Origin of the sequence: Thermoleophilum album (genome assembly GCF_900108055.1) — a bacterium.
GTDB lineage: Bacteria > Actinomycetota > Thermoleophilia > Solirubrobacterales > Thermoleophilaceae > Thermoleophilum > Thermoleophilum album.
In genome coordinates, this window is record NZ_FNWJ01000001.1 from 683,208 (window position 1) to 697,401 (window position 14,194).

16 protein-coding genes are annotated in these 14,194 nt (G+C 68.0%); 14 read left to right on the plus strand and 2 right to left on the minus strand.

Going from position 1 to position 14,194, the window contains the following annotated elements; translation table 11 throughout:
• The first annotated feature begins 8 nt into the window (after positions 1 to 8).
• Both BLW41_RS03355 and BLW41_RS03360 read left to right on the plus strand, forming a co-directional pair.
• Positions 9 to 467 carry a GtrA family protein gene (locus BLW41_RS03355; protein WP_093116202.1) on the plus strand — a complete coding sequence of 153 codons (459 nt, stop codon included), beginning with the start codon at positions 9 to 11 and terminating at the stop codon, positions 465 to 467.
• A gap of 59 nt (positions 468 to 526) precedes the next feature.
• On the plus strand, positions 527 to 2,299 hold the full coding sequence (locus BLW41_RS03360) for a glycosyltransferase 87 family protein (protein WP_143038559.1): 1,773 nt from the start codon (positions 527 to 529) through the stop codon (positions 2,297 to 2,299).
• Here BLW41_RS03360 and BLW41_RS03365 read toward each other — a convergent pair.
• Positions 2,182 to 2,964 carry a TIGR00282 family metallophosphoesterase gene (locus BLW41_RS03365; RefSeq protein WP_093116206.1) on the minus strand — a complete coding sequence of 261 codons (783 nt, stop codon included), beginning with the start codon at positions 2,962 to 2,964 and terminating at the stop codon, positions 2,182 to 2,184. The genes BLW41_RS03360 and BLW41_RS03365 overlap by 118 nt on opposite strands.
• 77 nt (positions 2,965 to 3,041) lie before the next feature.
• Here BLW41_RS03365 and BLW41_RS03370 point away from each other — a divergent pair, with 77 nt between their 5' ends.
• The 11 genes from BLW41_RS03370 (at position 3,042) to BLW41_RS03420 (ending at position 13,035) form a co-directional block, all read left to right on the plus strand.
• A complete protein-coding gene (locus BLW41_RS03370; protein WP_093116208.1) occupies positions 3,042 to 3,785 on the plus strand; it encodes an ABC transporter ATP-binding protein in 744 nt (247 codons plus the stop codon).
• Positions 3,786 to 3,804: 19 nt separating this feature from the next.
• Positions 3,805 to 5,142, plus strand: coding sequence for an ABC transporter permease (locus BLW41_RS03375; RefSeq protein WP_177169293.1), 1,338 nt, complete (start codon positions 3,805 to 3,807; stop codon positions 5,140 to 5,142).
• Between the two features lie 13 nt (positions 5,143 to 5,155).
• The gene (gene hemB, locus BLW41_RS03380) at positions 5,156 to 6,127 is read left to right on the plus strand and encodes a porphobilinogen synthase (RefSeq protein WP_093117302.1); all 972 of its coding nucleotides are present in this window, start codon (positions 5,156 to 5,158) and stop codon (positions 6,125 to 6,127) included.
• Complete coding sequence (ahbA, locus tag BLW41_RS03385; protein ID WP_218138227.1) at positions 6,124 to 7,197, plus strand: siroheme decarboxylase subunit alpha; 1,074 nt, start codon at positions 6,124 to 6,126, stop codon at positions 7,195 to 7,197. The genes hemB and ahbA overlap by 4 nt, the downstream gene beginning before the upstream one ends.
• Positions 7,194 to 8,495 carry a glutamate-1-semialdehyde 2,1-aminomutase gene (hemL, locus tag BLW41_RS03390; RefSeq protein ID WP_093116214.1) on the plus strand — a complete coding sequence of 434 codons (1,302 nt, stop codon included), beginning with the start codon at positions 7,194 to 7,196 and terminating at the stop codon, positions 8,493 to 8,495. The genes ahbA and hemL overlap by 4 nt, the downstream gene beginning before the upstream one ends.
• On the plus strand, positions 8,492 to 8,947 hold the full coding sequence (locus tag BLW41_RS03395) for a hypothetical protein (RefSeq protein ID WP_093116216.1): 456 nt from the start codon (positions 8,492 to 8,494) through the stop codon (positions 8,945 to 8,947). Before hemL ends, BLW41_RS03395 begins: the two co-directional genes overlap by 4 nt.
• A gap of 121 nt (positions 8,948 to 9,068) precedes the next feature.
• The gene (locus tag BLW41_RS03400; protein ID WP_093116218.1) at positions 9,069 to 9,734 is read left to right on the plus strand and encodes a QcrA and Rieske domain-containing protein; all 666 of its coding nucleotides are present in this window, start codon (positions 9,069 to 9,071) and stop codon (positions 9,732 to 9,734) included.
• On the plus strand, positions 9,731 to 10,543 hold the full coding sequence (locus BLW41_RS03405) for a cytochrome b (RefSeq protein WP_093116220.1): 813 nt from the start codon (positions 9,731 to 9,733) through the stop codon (positions 10,541 to 10,543). The genes BLW41_RS03400 and BLW41_RS03405 overlap by 4 nt, the downstream gene beginning before the upstream one ends.
• 19 nt (positions 10,544 to 10,562) lie before the next feature.
• Positions 10,563 to 11,282, plus strand: a complete 720-nt coding sequence (locus BLW41_RS03410) for a c-type cytochrome (protein ID WP_093116222.1) — start codon at positions 10,563 to 10,565, stop codon at positions 11,280 to 11,282.
• Between the two features lie 5 nt (positions 11,283 to 11,287).
• On the plus strand, positions 11,288 to 11,995 hold the full coding sequence (ubiE, locus tag BLW41_RS03415) for a bifunctional demethylmenaquinone methyltransferase/2-methoxy-6-polyprenyl-1,4-benzoquinol methylase UbiE (protein ID WP_218138228.1): 708 nt from the start codon (positions 11,288 to 11,290) through the stop codon (positions 11,993 to 11,995).
• The gene (locus tag BLW41_RS03420) at positions 11,992 to 13,035 is read left to right on the plus strand and encodes a polyprenyl synthetase family protein (RefSeq protein WP_177169294.1); all 1,044 of its coding nucleotides are present in this window, start codon (positions 11,992 to 11,994) and stop codon (positions 13,033 to 13,035) included. Before ubiE ends, BLW41_RS03420 begins: the two co-directional genes overlap by 4 nt.
• A 31-nt stretch (positions 13,036 to 13,066) precedes the next feature.
• On the opposite strand, the gene BLW41_RS03425 is transcribed toward BLW41_RS03420, so the two are convergent.
• Positions 13,067 to 13,480, minus strand: coding sequence for a hypothetical protein (locus BLW41_RS03425; protein ID WP_143038560.1), 414 nt, complete (start codon positions 13,478 to 13,480; stop codon positions 13,067 to 13,069).
• A gap of 130 nt (positions 13,481 to 13,610) precedes the next feature.
• On the opposite strand from BLW41_RS03425, the gene dcd reads away from it, so the two are divergent.
• Complete coding sequence (gene dcd / locus BLW41_RS03430) at positions 13,611 to 14,186, plus strand: dCTP deaminase (RefSeq protein ID WP_093116228.1); 576 nt, start codon at positions 13,611 to 13,613, stop codon at positions 14,184 to 14,186.
• Positions 14,187 to 14,194 lie beyond the last annotated feature (8 nt).

The window sequence follows — 14,194 nt, forward strand, 5'->3', positions numbered from 1 at the left end:
TCGCGCGCATGCAAGATCCAACGGCGCTTGACAACTGGATCGTTGCCAACGCCACCCGCGTTCGCCTCGGCCTGCGTCGTCCCCACAACTGGCTCCAGCTGGCCAAGTTCTGCACGGTAGGAGCCTCCGGCTACGTCGTGAACCTCTCGGTATTCGCCGTCTGCGTGCACGCCCTTGGGCTTCACTATCTGGAGGCTGCCACCCTTGCTTTCGCGTGCGCGCTGACGAACAACTTCCTATGGAACCGCCGCTGGACCTTTCGGGCGCACGACGGCCGACCCGCGTTCCAGGCTGCGCGCTTCGTGCTCGTGAGCGTGATCGCTTTCCTCTTTGCGGCATCGGTGCTCGAGTTCTTGGTAGCCGTGGTCGGTCTCCCAGAGCTGCCGGCTCAGGCAGTCGCGATCGTGGTGGCAACACCACTCAACTTCCTGGGCAACAAGATGTGGAGCTTCGCTCGGGCCCGCTAGGCGGGCAGACAGGAGAACAGCTCGCCCGTCAATCTTGCGGTCGTCCGCGGCGGCTTCGCGTGCGGCATCTTGTGCGGCGCGCACTTGCTTTGGCTGCGTTTCTGACCTTGCTCGTCGGGGTGTCCGGGCGGCCCGCACTAGCTGCTTCGCTGACGGCGCCCCCGAGCTTCGATAAGCCGCCGGTCGGCTGGCGGCTGTCGGCTGAACAGGCGATCACGATCGCTCGGCGGAGCCACGCGTTCCAGTCGCAGCGCGAGCGGCGCGGCGAGCTCGCTGCGAGCGCCTACATGGCTCCCGGCAAGCGCTGGCAGGTCGGCTTCTTCGCGGGGCGCCGCGAGGTCGCGCAGGTTCACGTCGACGACCGGAGCGGTCGGATCGTGGAGCAGTGGACCGGTTACCAAGTCGCCTGGTCGATGGCGCGGGGCTATCCCGGTGCTTTCGGGCGGGTGGTCAACGCGCCGTACGTCTGGCTGCCCCTCTGCCTGCTCTTCTTGCTCCCGTTCGTCGACCTGCGACGGCCGCTGCGGCCGCTGCATTTCGACCTCTTGGCAGTACTGGCCTTCGGTGTTTCTCACTTCTTCTTCAACCGCGGGGAGATCGGTTGGTCGGTGCCGCTCGCGTACGGTCCCCTCGTCTGGCTCGCCTTGCGCGCGACCTGGTTGGCGGCTCGCCCCAGCTGCCCGCGGGGACGACTGATCCCCGTGTTCCCGCTGTCGGTGCTCGCCCTCGGGCTGGTGGTGCTTGTCGCCTTTCGGGTCGCTCTCAACGTTCTCGACTCGAACGTCATCGACGTCGGGTACGCGAGCGTTGTTGGGGCCGACCGAATTGCCGATGGGCGGCCGCTCTACGACCCCAACTTCGCGCCCGACATCGACCACGGCGACACCTACGGATCGTTCACTTACCTCGCTTACGTTCCGTTCGAACAAGCCCTACCGTGGAGTGGCCGCTGGGATGAGCTGCCGGCGGCTCACGCTGCCGCGCTGGCTTTCGATCTTTTGACCCTGGTTGCGCTGATGGCTGTCGGCTGGCGGATCGCTGGCGGCGATCGACGCCGACGCAGCGAGTTGGCCTTGGCGCTCGGCTGGGCGTGGGCGAGTTGCCCCTACGCCGCGTTTGTCGTTCAGAGCAACAGCAATGACGGCCTGGTTGCTGCGCTCATCGCCTTGGCGCTGTTGGCGGCAACGGGGCGCAGTCGCTCGCCCGCGACGCTAGGGCGCTCACTGTTCGCAGCACTGGCCGTGGCTGCGAAGTTCGCGCCAGCAGTTGCCGCCCCCGCACTGATCGTGGGTCAGGGGGAGCGACGAAAGTTCTCGCTGGCGCTCGGGGGGATCTTCGCCGCGACCGTGGTCGGTGCGTTGCTGGTGGCCTTCCTGCCCGACGGCGGCTGGCGCGCGCTCTGGGAACGCACGGTCGGCTACCAGGCCGACCGCCTGACACCGTTCAGCATCTACGGTCAGGTACCGACGCTGGAGCCACTGCGCACGGCGCTAACCGCGATCGCCGGCTTAGCAGCGGCAGTGCTGGCGTTTGTGCCCAAGCGTCGCGATCTGGCGACGCTCGCGGCCTTGGTCACGCTGTCCCTGGTGCTCGTACAGCTGGCGGCGGGGTACTGGTTCTACCTGTACGTGGCTTGGTTCCTGCCCGCCTGGCTGATCGCGGTGATCGGACCGTGGGGAAGGGGAGGGCACCTCCGGACGGCGGAGCGACTTAGTTACGTCGCAAGCGGCGCGGCAACGCGCTCGATCGAGCGGGCGCGACCATCCCCCTTCGTTTCGACCAGCACCCCGTGCAACCACGGGTCTTCGTCGGTCGGTTCGAAACGCGCGTAGGTCATCCGCAGGAAGCGCTCGAGGGCTGGTTCTCGGCGCACACCGATCACGCCCCCGCGGCCGCCGGTCATACCGACGTCAGTGATGTAAGCGGTGCCCGCGGGAAGCACCCGCTCGTCGGCGGTTTGCACGTGGGTGTGCGTACCGAGGCAGGCGCTTACGCGTCCGTCGACGTACCAACCGAAGGCGACCTTCTCGCTGGTGGCCTCGGCGTGGAAGTCGACCAGCAGATGTCGCACGCCCTGGTCACGGAGCTGCGCGATCAGACTGTCGACTTCGGCGAAAGGCGAACGGGCGGCCTCGAGGAACACCGTCCCGCAGAGGTTCAGGACCGCTAGCCGCTCCTCGCCGACCGCCACCACGGCGTGCCCGCGACCCGGGCTACCGCGAGGGAAGTTCGCTGGACGCACGATCCGCTCCTCGCTGTCCAGGAAGTCGTAGCTCTCGGGGCGTCGGAAGGCGTGGTTGCCGAGCGTCAGCACGTCGCAGCCGGCATCGAACAGCTCGCGCGCCGTGCGCTCGGTGACACCGAGACCGGCAGCGGCGTTCTCGGCGTTGGCGACGACGACGTCGGCAGCCAGCCGCGAACGCAGTTCGGGCACCAGCTCGCGCACGCAGCGGCGCCCACAGCTACCGACGATGTCGCCGACGAAGAGAATGCGCATCGCAGCCTCCTTCGCGCCGCTTTTGCCGTGCTGCGGCCGTTGCGGCGCAAACGGGGGTCCGTCAGTATGTCGAGCGGATGGAGCGTCCCGCCGTCTCGCCCCGCCCCGACCCGGTGACCGCCACCCCCGTGTTGAGCGCTCGTACGCTGGTCAAGCGCTACGGATCGCGAACCGCGCTGGCAGGGGTGTCGCTCGCGGTGAAGGCCGGCGAGCTGGTTGCCGTGATCGGTCCCAACGGCGCCGGTAAAACAACCCTGTTGTCATTACTGGCTGGATTGGCGGCGCCGGACGAGGGCGAAATCTTCGGCCCCGCCGGCAAGGTCGGCTGGGTCCCCCAAGGCGCGGCTGTCTACGGGCGTTTGACAGTACGCGAGAACCTCGAACTGTTCGCACAGCTGGAAGCCGTTGACGATCCTGAAAGGCGGGTCGCCGAGGCACTCGCCGCCTGTGCGCTCGAGGAGCGCGCGGCGCAGCGTGCCGAGGCCCTCTCGGGCGGCTTGAAGCAGCGCCTGAACTTGGCGATCGGACTGCTCGCGGACCCCAGTGTCCTGCTCCTCGACGAACCGACGACGGCGCTCGATCCCCGTCAACGCGACAACTTCTGGTCGATCCTCAGCGGCCTAGCCGGTGCGGGGACGGCGATCGTCTACACCACGCATCTCGTCCACGAGGCCGAGCAGTACGCCGACCGCGTGTTGGTTATCGCCGACGGCGAGCTGCTATTCGAGGGTTCGCCGGGTGCGCTGGCTGCGGCAGTCGGAGCACAAGGCCTCGATTTCGAGCAAGCGTTCGTGCGCTTCCTGCACGCGCGCGGGCACTGATCGGCGGGTTGATCAGCGAGTGACCGCTCTGCTCCGCAAGGACCTCCTGATCCTGCGCCGCTCGCCTCTTCTCTTGGCATTGCTGCTGCTGTACCCGGTCGTGTTGGCCTTGCTAGTCGGGCTCGCGCTCTCGCGAGGCCCGGAAAAGCCGCGGATCGCGATCGTCGATCAACTGCCGCCTGAGGAGCGCACTGTGCAGATCGCTGGTCGCGAGTTCGACCTGCCGACCGCAGCGCGCGAGCTGCGCAAAGCGGTCGAGCCGGTCTCCGTCGCGTCCCCTCGCGAGGCGGAGCGTTTGGTGCGAAGGGGAGAGGTGTTGGCGGCGATCGTGATCCCGCCGGACACGATCGACCGGTTGCAGTCGCGCCTCGAGCCCGCGCGGGTGACGGTGCTCTACAACGCCGAGGACCCGGTCAAGGCGCGTTTCGTCAACGACACGATCAAGGCCCGGCTGCGCGACGCCAACGCCGCGATCGGGAGAGCTCTCGTCGACGCTGCGCTCGACGACCTCGGTCTGGTGCTGAACGGTGGGCGGGTTTCGATCTTCGGCCGCGAGATCGAGATCCTCGGGCTCCGCGGCTCCGAGCGTGAGCTGCGCGCTGCCGCTCGCTCCACCAGCGGCGAGACGCGCCGGCGCATCGAGCGCGTCGCCCGTTTCGCCTCGTTGGCGCGCCGCAATCTGGGAGCCTCGGGGGGACTGCTGAGAGCGCTCAGCGAACCGATCTCGGTGGAAGAGCGGATCGTGCGCGGCAGGCGCGGATCGCTCGACCAGTTCGCGGTCGCGGTCGCCGTCGGTCTCGCGGTGATGTTCGTGGCGATGCTGCTCGGTGCCGGGGGGCTCGCGCTGGAGCGCGAGGAGGGCGTGCTAGGGCGCTTGCGACGCGTCGCCGGGATCGATCGCATCCTGTTGGCCAAGGCGCTGCTCGCAACGCTCGCCGGGCTCGTTGGCGGCGCCCTGCTCGTGCTCGTTACCGCTCGGCTCGTTCCAGCGGTGAGCAGCGGGCCCCCGGTCTGGCTGGTCGCGCTCGCGTTCGCGGGCGGTGCCTTTGGCTGTGTAGGTCTGGCGCTCGGTGCGTTGGCCCGCGACACGCGCGCTTCCTCGCTGCTTGCGGTGCTCGCTGGGCTACCACTGGCGCTGCTCGCGCTGGTCCCGTCGGGCGCTGTCGACCGTCAGGTGTATGACCTCGCGCGGTTGCTTAGCGCGATCTTCCCCTTCTCGCCCGCGCTCGACGCGCTGGAGCGGGGCCTGCGGGGAGCGCTCGCGCCAGGTGCGCTGCTGCACCTCGCCGTCCTCGCGCTGGCTTACGGCGCGCTTGCCCGAATCGCGCTTCGGCGACCGGCGCCGGGCGCCCCGTAAACTGCTCCTCGCGATGGGTTTCCCGGCGACGCGCCTGCGCCGGCTTCGACGCAGTGCAGGTCTTAGAGAGCTGGTGCGCGAGACGGACCTCGCGCCCGGGCACCTTGTACTACCGCTGTTCGTCCACCTCGAGGAAACGGCGTCGCCGGTCGACGGCATGCCCGGTGTCGAACGCCTGCCGATCTCCGGGGCGGTGGCGCGTAGCAAGCGGGCGCGCGAGCTGGGGGTGCCGGCCGTGCTGCTGTTCGGGATTCCCCCGACCAAGGACGATCTTGGGTCCCAGGCCTGGGACGACGAGGGAGTCGTGCAGCTCGCGGTGCAGGCGCTCAAAGCGGAAGTTCCCGAGCTCGTCGTCCTCACCGACGTTTGCCTTTGCCAGTACACAAGCCACGGCCACTGCGGCGTTCTGGCCGCCGACGGAAGCGTCGACAACGACGCGACGCTGGAGTTGCTGGCCCGCACCGCTGTATCGCATGCGCGAGCCGGTGCCGACGCCGTGGCGCCGAGCGACATGATGGATGGCCGCGTAGCTGCGATTCGAGCTGCGCTCGACGAGGAGGGGTTCGGCGAGCGAGCGATCGTTTCTTACGCGGCGAAGTTCGCCTCCGCTTTCTACGGCCCCTTCCGAGCAGCGGCTGACTCGGCGCCCGCGTTCGGTGACAGGCGCGGGTACCAGCTTGATCCGGCCAACCTGCGTCAGGCCCTGCGCGAGGTTGAGCTCGACGTCGCCGAGGGCGCGGATGTCGTGATGGTCAAACCGGCGTTGCCCTACCTCGACGTCATTGCTCGCGTTCGCGACGCCGTGCGGGTACCGGTGGCCGCCTACAACGTGAGCGGCGAGTACGCCATGCTGAAGTACGCAGCTGCGGCTGGTGCGCTTGACGAGCGCGCAGCCGTACTCGAGGCCTTGCTGGCGATGCGGCGGGCCGGCGCCGATCTGATCGTCACCTACTTCGCCGACGAGGTAGCCGGGTGGCTGACGTGAAAGCACGCCCCAAGGTCCGGTCGCGGAAGTACGGCGCGGCGATTCCCCTGTCCGACGACGATCGCCGGCTGCTCAACCTCTTACAGGGCAAGTTTCCGCTGCTCGAGCGCCCGTTCGCGCCGATTGCCAGCGAGCTCGGCTGGAGCGAGGAGCAAGTGGTCGCGCGCACCGCCTGGCTTCTACGTAAACGCATCATTCGAGAGATCACGCCGATCTTCGACACCCGGGCCCTGGGCTACCGTTCGATGCTCGTTGCGGCGCGAGTCGATCCGGCGCACCCCCACCGGGCGGCACGAGTGATCAACTCGCACCCCGGCGTCTCGCATAACTACCTGCGCGACCACGACTTCAACCTCTGGTTCACGATCGCCGTCGAGCCCGACTCGGCGCTCGGGCTAGAGGGGACGATCGAGGTCCTCAAGCGCCTCAGCGGGGCTACTTCGATGCGAATGCTGCCGACCCTCAGGCTCTTCAAGATCCGCATGGACCTGGAAATGGAGGCGGGCACCGCGGGCCTCGCAGCCCCGGTCGAGGCGGTCGAGCCACGCGACCCGCAGCCGGTGGCGTTGAGCGAGTGGGACATCGCGCTGATCCGCGCCACACAAGGGCCGATGACGGTGACTTCGCGTCCCTTCGACGCGGCGGCAGCGCGCCTCGGTGGTGTCTCTGTCGACGAGGTGCTCGAGGGGCTCGCGTCGCTCAAGGAGCGGGGAGCGCTGCGGCGTGTGGCGGCGATCCTCTACCACCGCCGCGCCGGCTTCTCGGCTAACGGGATGGGTGTCTGGAAGGTGCCGGAGGAGCGTGTGCTCGAGGTCGGACCGCGGATGGCCGCGTTCCGCGGCATCTCGCACTGCTACCAGCGCCCGACTTATCCCGATTGGCCGTACTCGTTGTTCACGATGGCGCACGGCCGCTCGAAGGCGGAGTGCGACGCGATCCTCGCGGCGATCGCTCGCGAGACGGGGATCTCCGAGCGCGCCACGCTCTACTCCTCGACCGAGTTCAAGAAGGTTCGGTTGCTCTACTTCGTTGACGATTACCGGCGCTGGGAGGAGGAGCACGCGTCGTGAGCGACTCACGGTCCGCTGCCCTCTTTGCCGCAGCTCGCCGCTTGATGCCCGGGGGCGTGAGTTCGCCGGTGCGCGCGATGGGTGCGATCGGTCGCGAACCGTTCGTGGTGGCGCGCGGTGAGGGTGCAGAGTTGGTCGACGTGGACGGGCGGCGATACATCGATTGGGTGGTGTCGTGGGGGGCGCTTATCGCCGGTCATGCGCATCCCGACGTAGTCGCCGCGGTAACCGCTCGCACGGCCGCCGGCACCAGCTACGGAGCACCGTGCGAGGGCGAGTTCGAACTGGCACGGCTGGTCGTCGAACTCGTGCCGTCAGCGGAGATGGTGCGTTTCACTTGTTCGGGGACCGAGGCGGCGATGAGCGCTGTGCGGCTGGCCCGGGCGGTAACCGGCAAGAGCAGGATCCTCAAGTTCGCCGGTGCCTACCACGGTCACGCCGATCCCTTCCTAGCCGAGGCGGGGTCGGGACTGGCGACGCAAGGCATTCCCGCCAGCCCGGGCGTACCGGAAGCCGTCGTCAAAGAAACCACGGTGGTGCCGTGGAACGACCGGCAGGCGGTGGAGCAAGCGCTCGACGGCGGCGAGTTCGCGGCGATCGTGTGCGAGCCCTACCCGGCCAACATGGGTTTGGTCCCGCCGCAGAGCGGGTTCCTCGGTTTCCTGCGTGAGCAAGCCGATCGAGCGGGTGCGCTGCTCGTCTTCGACGAGGTCATCACCGGTTTTCGGGTGGCGGTCGGCGGTGCGCAGGAGCGCGAGCAGGTCGTTCCCGATCTCACCGTGCTCGGAAAGGTGCTCGGTGGCGGCCTGCCACTCGCTGCCTTCGCTGGGCGGCGGGAGCTGATGGAGCAGGTCGCGCCCAGCGGCCCGGTCTACCAGGCGGGCACGCTTTCGGGCAACCCGCTGGCGACTGCTGCGGGGCGCGTCGCGGTCGAGCTGGCGCGCGACCGAGCGCTACGTGCGCGCCTCGAGCGCACCACCAGCGAACTCGCTGGGGGACTGCGCGAGCTGGCTCGGGAGCTCGGCGTGCCGCTGTACGTGGCGGAGGTCCCAGGTCTGCTCTGCCCGTTTTTCGCAAGCCAGCCGGTGCGCAACTTCGAGGACGCCCGGGCCAGTGACGCGAAGGCCTACGCCGCTTTCGCGCGCGCGATGATCGAGCGCGGCGTGTTCGTCCCGCCCTCGCGCTTCGAAGCGTGGTTTCCCTCGTTTGCCCACGAGTCGTCCCACGTCGAGCGCACCCTGATCGCCGCTCGTGACGCGCTCGCCCAAGCAGCGGCCGAGGCAGCGCTCGCGGCATGACCGAGACCGGCCATCTCGACGCCGTCTTGGCGGCCCTTCCGGAGGCGCTTCGTGCTCAGCTCGACGCGGCCAGCGAAGCCACTGTTGCCGGTGCTACTGGGGCCGACACGGGCCCACGGCCACCCTTGCTTCGGGTCGCGCCGGTTACGGGTCGCTCGGGGCGCGACGCACGGCGGGCCCGCGCGGCCGAGGCCGTGTATGAGGGCCACCTCTTGCACGCCGGCCTATCGCGCTGCTTTCGTCGGGATCTCGACCCTGACCTAGCGCTGTTGGCGGGCGACGTCTTCTACGCAATCGCTCTGCGGGAACTGGCCGCGGCGGATGACCTCGAAGCGATCGATCGACTGGCGGACGCGATCGCCGCGGCCGCGCGCAGCCGTTCCTCGGGCGACGCCGAAGCAAGCATCGCCCAGGACTTCGCAGCCGCTGTCGAGCGTTTGTTCGCGCCCTGACTGCGCTTCGGTTAGGCTGCCGCCGCCGCGGGCGACCCTCCCACCAGGACCGGCCTAGTGCCGGGCGGTACAAAGTTGTGCGCCGCGCGCTTACCGCGTTACAAACCGAGAGCGAACCCAGGTGTCCGATCGCAACGCGAAAAGCCCCGAACGCAAGTCCCGCTACACCAAGGACCGCGGCATCCCGGGTGCCTTCGAAGGCGAGACGATCACGCGCCGCCGGTTCATGACCGGTACCGCTGTCGCTGCCGGGGGGATTGCGACCGCTGCCTTCGCTCTGCCCGCCCTAGGCTTCGCCCTCGGCCCGATCTTCGAGCGGACGGAACCGAGTCGCTGGCAGGACATCGGTCCCGAGGAGGACTTCAGCGACAACGATTACGTCCCGCGGGTGATCAACATCGTTCCCGAGGTTGGCGAGGCTGGTCGCACCACGATCTACGTGCGCCGCTACAACCCGCGCATCGACGGCGACGCCAACTCCGACCAGCCGTACGTGGCGATCTCCAACCGCTGCATGCACCTAGGCTGCCCGGTGCGATACGTCTCAGCGTCGCAGCGCTTTATCTGTCCTTGCCACGGCGGCGTCTACGACTTCCAAGGCAAGGTTTTCGGTGGACCACCGGTGCGCCCCCTCGATCGCTTTTACACCCGTGTGCGCAACGGGCGCGTAGAAGTAGGTGACCGTTTCTCTCTCAACTCGAAGCTCGAGCGGTTCTCTCCGCGTGACCCATCGAACCACCTAGACGGACTCTGGCAATACCTCTACCCGTCGAGGCCGACGATATGAAAGCTCCGACGCCACCCCTTCCGAAGTTCGCTCGCCCGGCACCGCCGCGTCCCGATGAGCGGGTCGACGAAGCCGGCAGGCCAGTTCGCCCCTCTCTGCAGGATCAGGCGAAGAGCGTCGGGGTGGGTGTCACCTCCTGGGTCGAGGAGCGCGTCGGCCTCAGCCCGTTCCTGCGGGGCTTCCTGTTCCGCAAGGTTCCCAAGGGCACGAACTGGTTCTACACGCTCGGCTCGGCGACGATGTTCGCCTTCCTATCGCAGGCCGTCACCGGCGTGTTCCTGGCGATGTACTACGAGCCGGACCCCACGCGCGCCTACGAATCGGCTTCGCGCATCACCAACGAGGTCTTCCTCGGTGAGCTCGTTCGCGGCATGCACCGCTGGGGCGCAACCGTGATGATCATCCTGATCTTCTTGCATATGGGCCGCACCTTCTTCTTTGGCGCCTACAAATACCCGCGCGAACTGAACTGGCTGATCGGCGTCGCGCTGCTGATTCTGACGATGGCGATGGGCTTCACCGGTTACCTGCTGCCCTTTGACCAGCGCTCCTACTGGGCGACGGTGGTCGGCGTCAACATCAACGCCTCCGGTCCCATCCTGGGCCCTTATCTCGCCGATTTCCTACGCGGTGGCGCGGAGTTCGGGGCGGTCACCCTGAGCCGCTTCTACGCCATCCACATGATGCTGATCCCGGGTCTTATTGCGGCTTTGATCGGCTTCCACCTGTATCTGGTGGCGAAACTCGGTACGACCGCGCCGCCGTGGGTCAAGCCTGACAAGAAGGCGCTCGCGAAGCGGGAGCTATGAGGTAGGTGGGGGTCCGCCGGTGAATCGACGCGAGCGCGAACAGTACCTCCGCGAATACTCCCTGCTCAAGGAGCAGGGGAAGCCGTTCTTCCCGTACGCGGTGGCGAAGGACGGCATCATGGCCTGCATCGTGCTCGCCGTCATCATCACGATGGCGGTGCTGCTCGGGGCGGAGCTCGGCCCCAAAGCCGATCCCACGACCACCACCTACGTGCCGCGACCCGAGTGGTACTTCTTCTTCCTGTTCGAACTGCTGCGGATCGTCAAGCCGCCGGCGCTGGTCTTTGTCGCGACCGTCGGTATTCCGACGATCTGCATGATCTTGTTGTTCCTGCTGCCGTTCATCGACCGCAACCCGGAGCGTCACCCGCTGCGCCGGCCGATCGCCACGACGGCGGGCATCGTGACGATCGCGGCGATGGCTTATCTCACGGTGCTCGGTGCGACCGCCGGCTCGCCGACTGAGATCGACATGAAGGTGGCGCCGCAGTACAAGCGGGGCGCCGAGGTGATGGCCGCCGCCGGTTGCCTTGGTTGCCACAAGGTTGGGGAGAACGGCAATACGCTCGGTCCCGACCTCACGCACATCGGCGATCGACTGGGACCGAACGCAATCGCCCGCACGCTCGTCAACCCCACCGCTCCGATGCCTTCCTTCCGCAGCCTCCGCGAGAAGGATCCGGAGCAGTTCGAGCAGCTCGTCAAGTTCGTCGCCTCCCTTAAGTCCAACAAGGAGTAGACGGCGTGTCACGCCAGCGCTCTGGCGCCGGCCGTCTACCGGAGGCCGAGGTGCGCTCGATGTTCGACCGCATCGCCGGCGTCTACGACCGCATGAACCGGCTGATGACGGCCGGGCTCGACCAGCGTTGGCGGGAACGAGCGGCTGATCTCGCAGCGCTCGCGGATGGCGATCGTGCGCTCGACGTCGCCTGCGGAACCGGCGACCTGGCGCTCGCCCTGCGTCGCCGCGTCGCGCCCTCCGGCCAAGTGGTCGGCCTCGACTTTTCAGAGCGCATGCTGGAAATCGCGCGTCGTAAGGACCCCGCGATCGAGTGGGTACGTGGCAACGCCTTGCAGCTGCCTTTTGCCGACCGCAGTTTCGATGCCGTGACGGTGGGGTTCGGCGTCCGCAACTTCGCCGACCGTCGGCGCGGTCTCGCCGAGATGGCGCGGGTGCTCAAGCCCGGCGGACGCCTCGTGATCCTCGAGATCAGCCGACCGCGCCGCGGCCTCGGCCGCGCCTTGCACGCGCTGTGGTTCGAGCGGGCGGTGCCGCTCCTTGGTCGCCTTGCCCGCAACCCCGACGCCTACTCCTACCTGCCGAACTCGGTTCGACGCTTCCCCTCGCCCGCTGAGCTCGCCGCGGAGCTGGCGGCGGTCGGTCTCGCGCGCATCCGTTGGATCGAGACCGCCCGCGGGATGATCGCCATCCATGTCGGGGAGCGCACGTGACCGCCACTGCTGACCAGATCGGCCAGATCGTCGACCTCGGCGGCCCGGCGGTACGCGACGGGTTGGTGGCAGTGGAACACCGCCTCGCCGCTCTCGCCGCTGGCGAAGCCGAACCGCTGCGCTCGCCCTTCCAGGCGACGCTGACCGCGGGCGGCAAGCGGCTGCGCCCGCTGCTTTTGCTGGTTGCGGTGGAGACGGCCAAGGCCCTGCGCGCGACTAGCGATCTCTACGAGGCCACGGGCCGGACGGTTAGCGGCTCCAGGTCGAGCTGGCCCGAGGTCGACGACCCGGCAGTGCGGGCGGCGGTAGCCGTCGAGCTTCTCCACACCGCGACGCTCGTGCATGACGACGTGCTCGACCGAGCCCCCCTACGCCGTGGGCGGCCGAGCGTTTTCAGTGCCTACGGTCGCACAACGGCCACTGCTCTGGGCGATCTGATGTTCGCGCGAGCCTTCCAGGAACTGGTGGCGCTCGGTGATCCCGTTAGCGTGCGCCAGCTCACGACGGCGGCTTACGCGCTCGTCGAAGGCGAGCTGATGCAGCGCGCCGATCTCGGTAACTGGCGCGTCAGTCGCGCCCGCTACCTCGCTCGCTGCCGCCTCAAAACCGCCAGCCTTTTCGAGGCTGCCTGTGCGATCGGCGCTCAGATCGGTGGGCAGCCGGAACTGTCCCATCGTTTGGGTCGCTTCGGCGCCAGCCTTGGACTCGCTTTCCAATTGCTCGACGACGTTCTCGACTTCGTCGGCGAGACGCGCGAGACCGGCAAACGGCGCGCCGGCGACCTCCTCGACGGGATCGCGACGCTGCCGTTGATCATCGCTCTGGAGCGCACGCCGGGACTCGATCAGGCGATCGAAGAGGGCGATGTCGACACGGTCTGCCGGGCGGTGGTCGCATCCGGTGCGGCCACCGACACGCGCACCCTCGCACGCGCGTACGTGTCGGCGGCCCTAGCTGAGCTCGACGGCTTGTCTTTAGGTGGTGATCTAGTCCGCGCGCTGCGCGAGATCGCGCGCGTCGTCGTCGAGCGCGGCGCCTAATCGCACCCGGCCCGGCGTGGCCGGCTCGCGTCTAGAAGTCTTCGGGCAGGATCAGGTCGCGGTGCAGGGCTTCCGCGAAGCGCTCGGCCTCCTCGGCCATGTTCGCGCGCACGAGTCGGCGGTAGTCCCGGTAGATCTGCTCCGCACCGGCTTCAAGCTGCGCATCGAGCTCCTCGACGGCCGCCTGGCTGAATACGCCCTCCCGGTGCAGCTCGCAGTTCGGGCACCACAGCAGCACCCGCCAGTGGTCGGGGCCCCTTTCCTCCCAGTCGACGGGCTGCACGAGGCGGCTGCCGCAGCCGACGCAGACGTGGAGGGCGCGGTCCTCGTAGCGCTCGTCGTGCGGATCGCCGCGGAAGTAGACGACCTCCACCGACTTTCCGCTCGGCAAGATCACGTGCTTGACCTCGTGCCGGGCTTGGCGCTTTTCCCTGCCCCGAGCCATCTCACTCCAGCTATCGGCGCAGCGTTTCGAGCCTTGAGCGATCCCCGACACAACGGCCCTACGGCCGATCGGAGCGACACTGGCGACGCTAACCAGCGGTCCGGCGGATCGCCCTCGTAGACTCGGCGCGATGGTCCTCAGCGACCGGACGATTCGTGAGGAGATCGCGGCCGGCCGCATCGTCATCGAGCCGTTCGACGACGCCATGGTGCAGCCGTCAAGCGTTGACGTGCGCGTCGACCGCCGCTTCCGCGTTTTCCACAACGCCCGCTACCCATACATCGATGTACGTCGCCCGATGGAAGACCTCACCGAGCTCGTCGAGGTCGCCGACGGCGAGCCCTTCATCCTGCACCCGGGGGAGTTCGTGCTCGCCCAAACCCTCGAGCGCGTCACGCTTCCCAACGATCTCGTAGCCCGCCTCGAGGGCAAGAGTTCGTTGGGTCGGCTCGGGCTGTTGATCCATTCGACGGCGGGCTTCGTCGACTGTGGCTTCTCCGGCCATCTGACGCTCGAGCTATCGAACGTCGCCAACCTCCCGATCACTATTTATGAGGGGATGCCGATCGGCCAGCTCTCATTCATGCGCATGGATCGTCCGGTGGAGCGCCCCTATGGCTCGCAGGAGGTGCGCTCCAAGTACCAGGGCCAGTGCGAGCCAACGCCGAGCCGCTTCTACCTCAACTTCCAGCGCCCGCGCGGCTGACCGAGGTA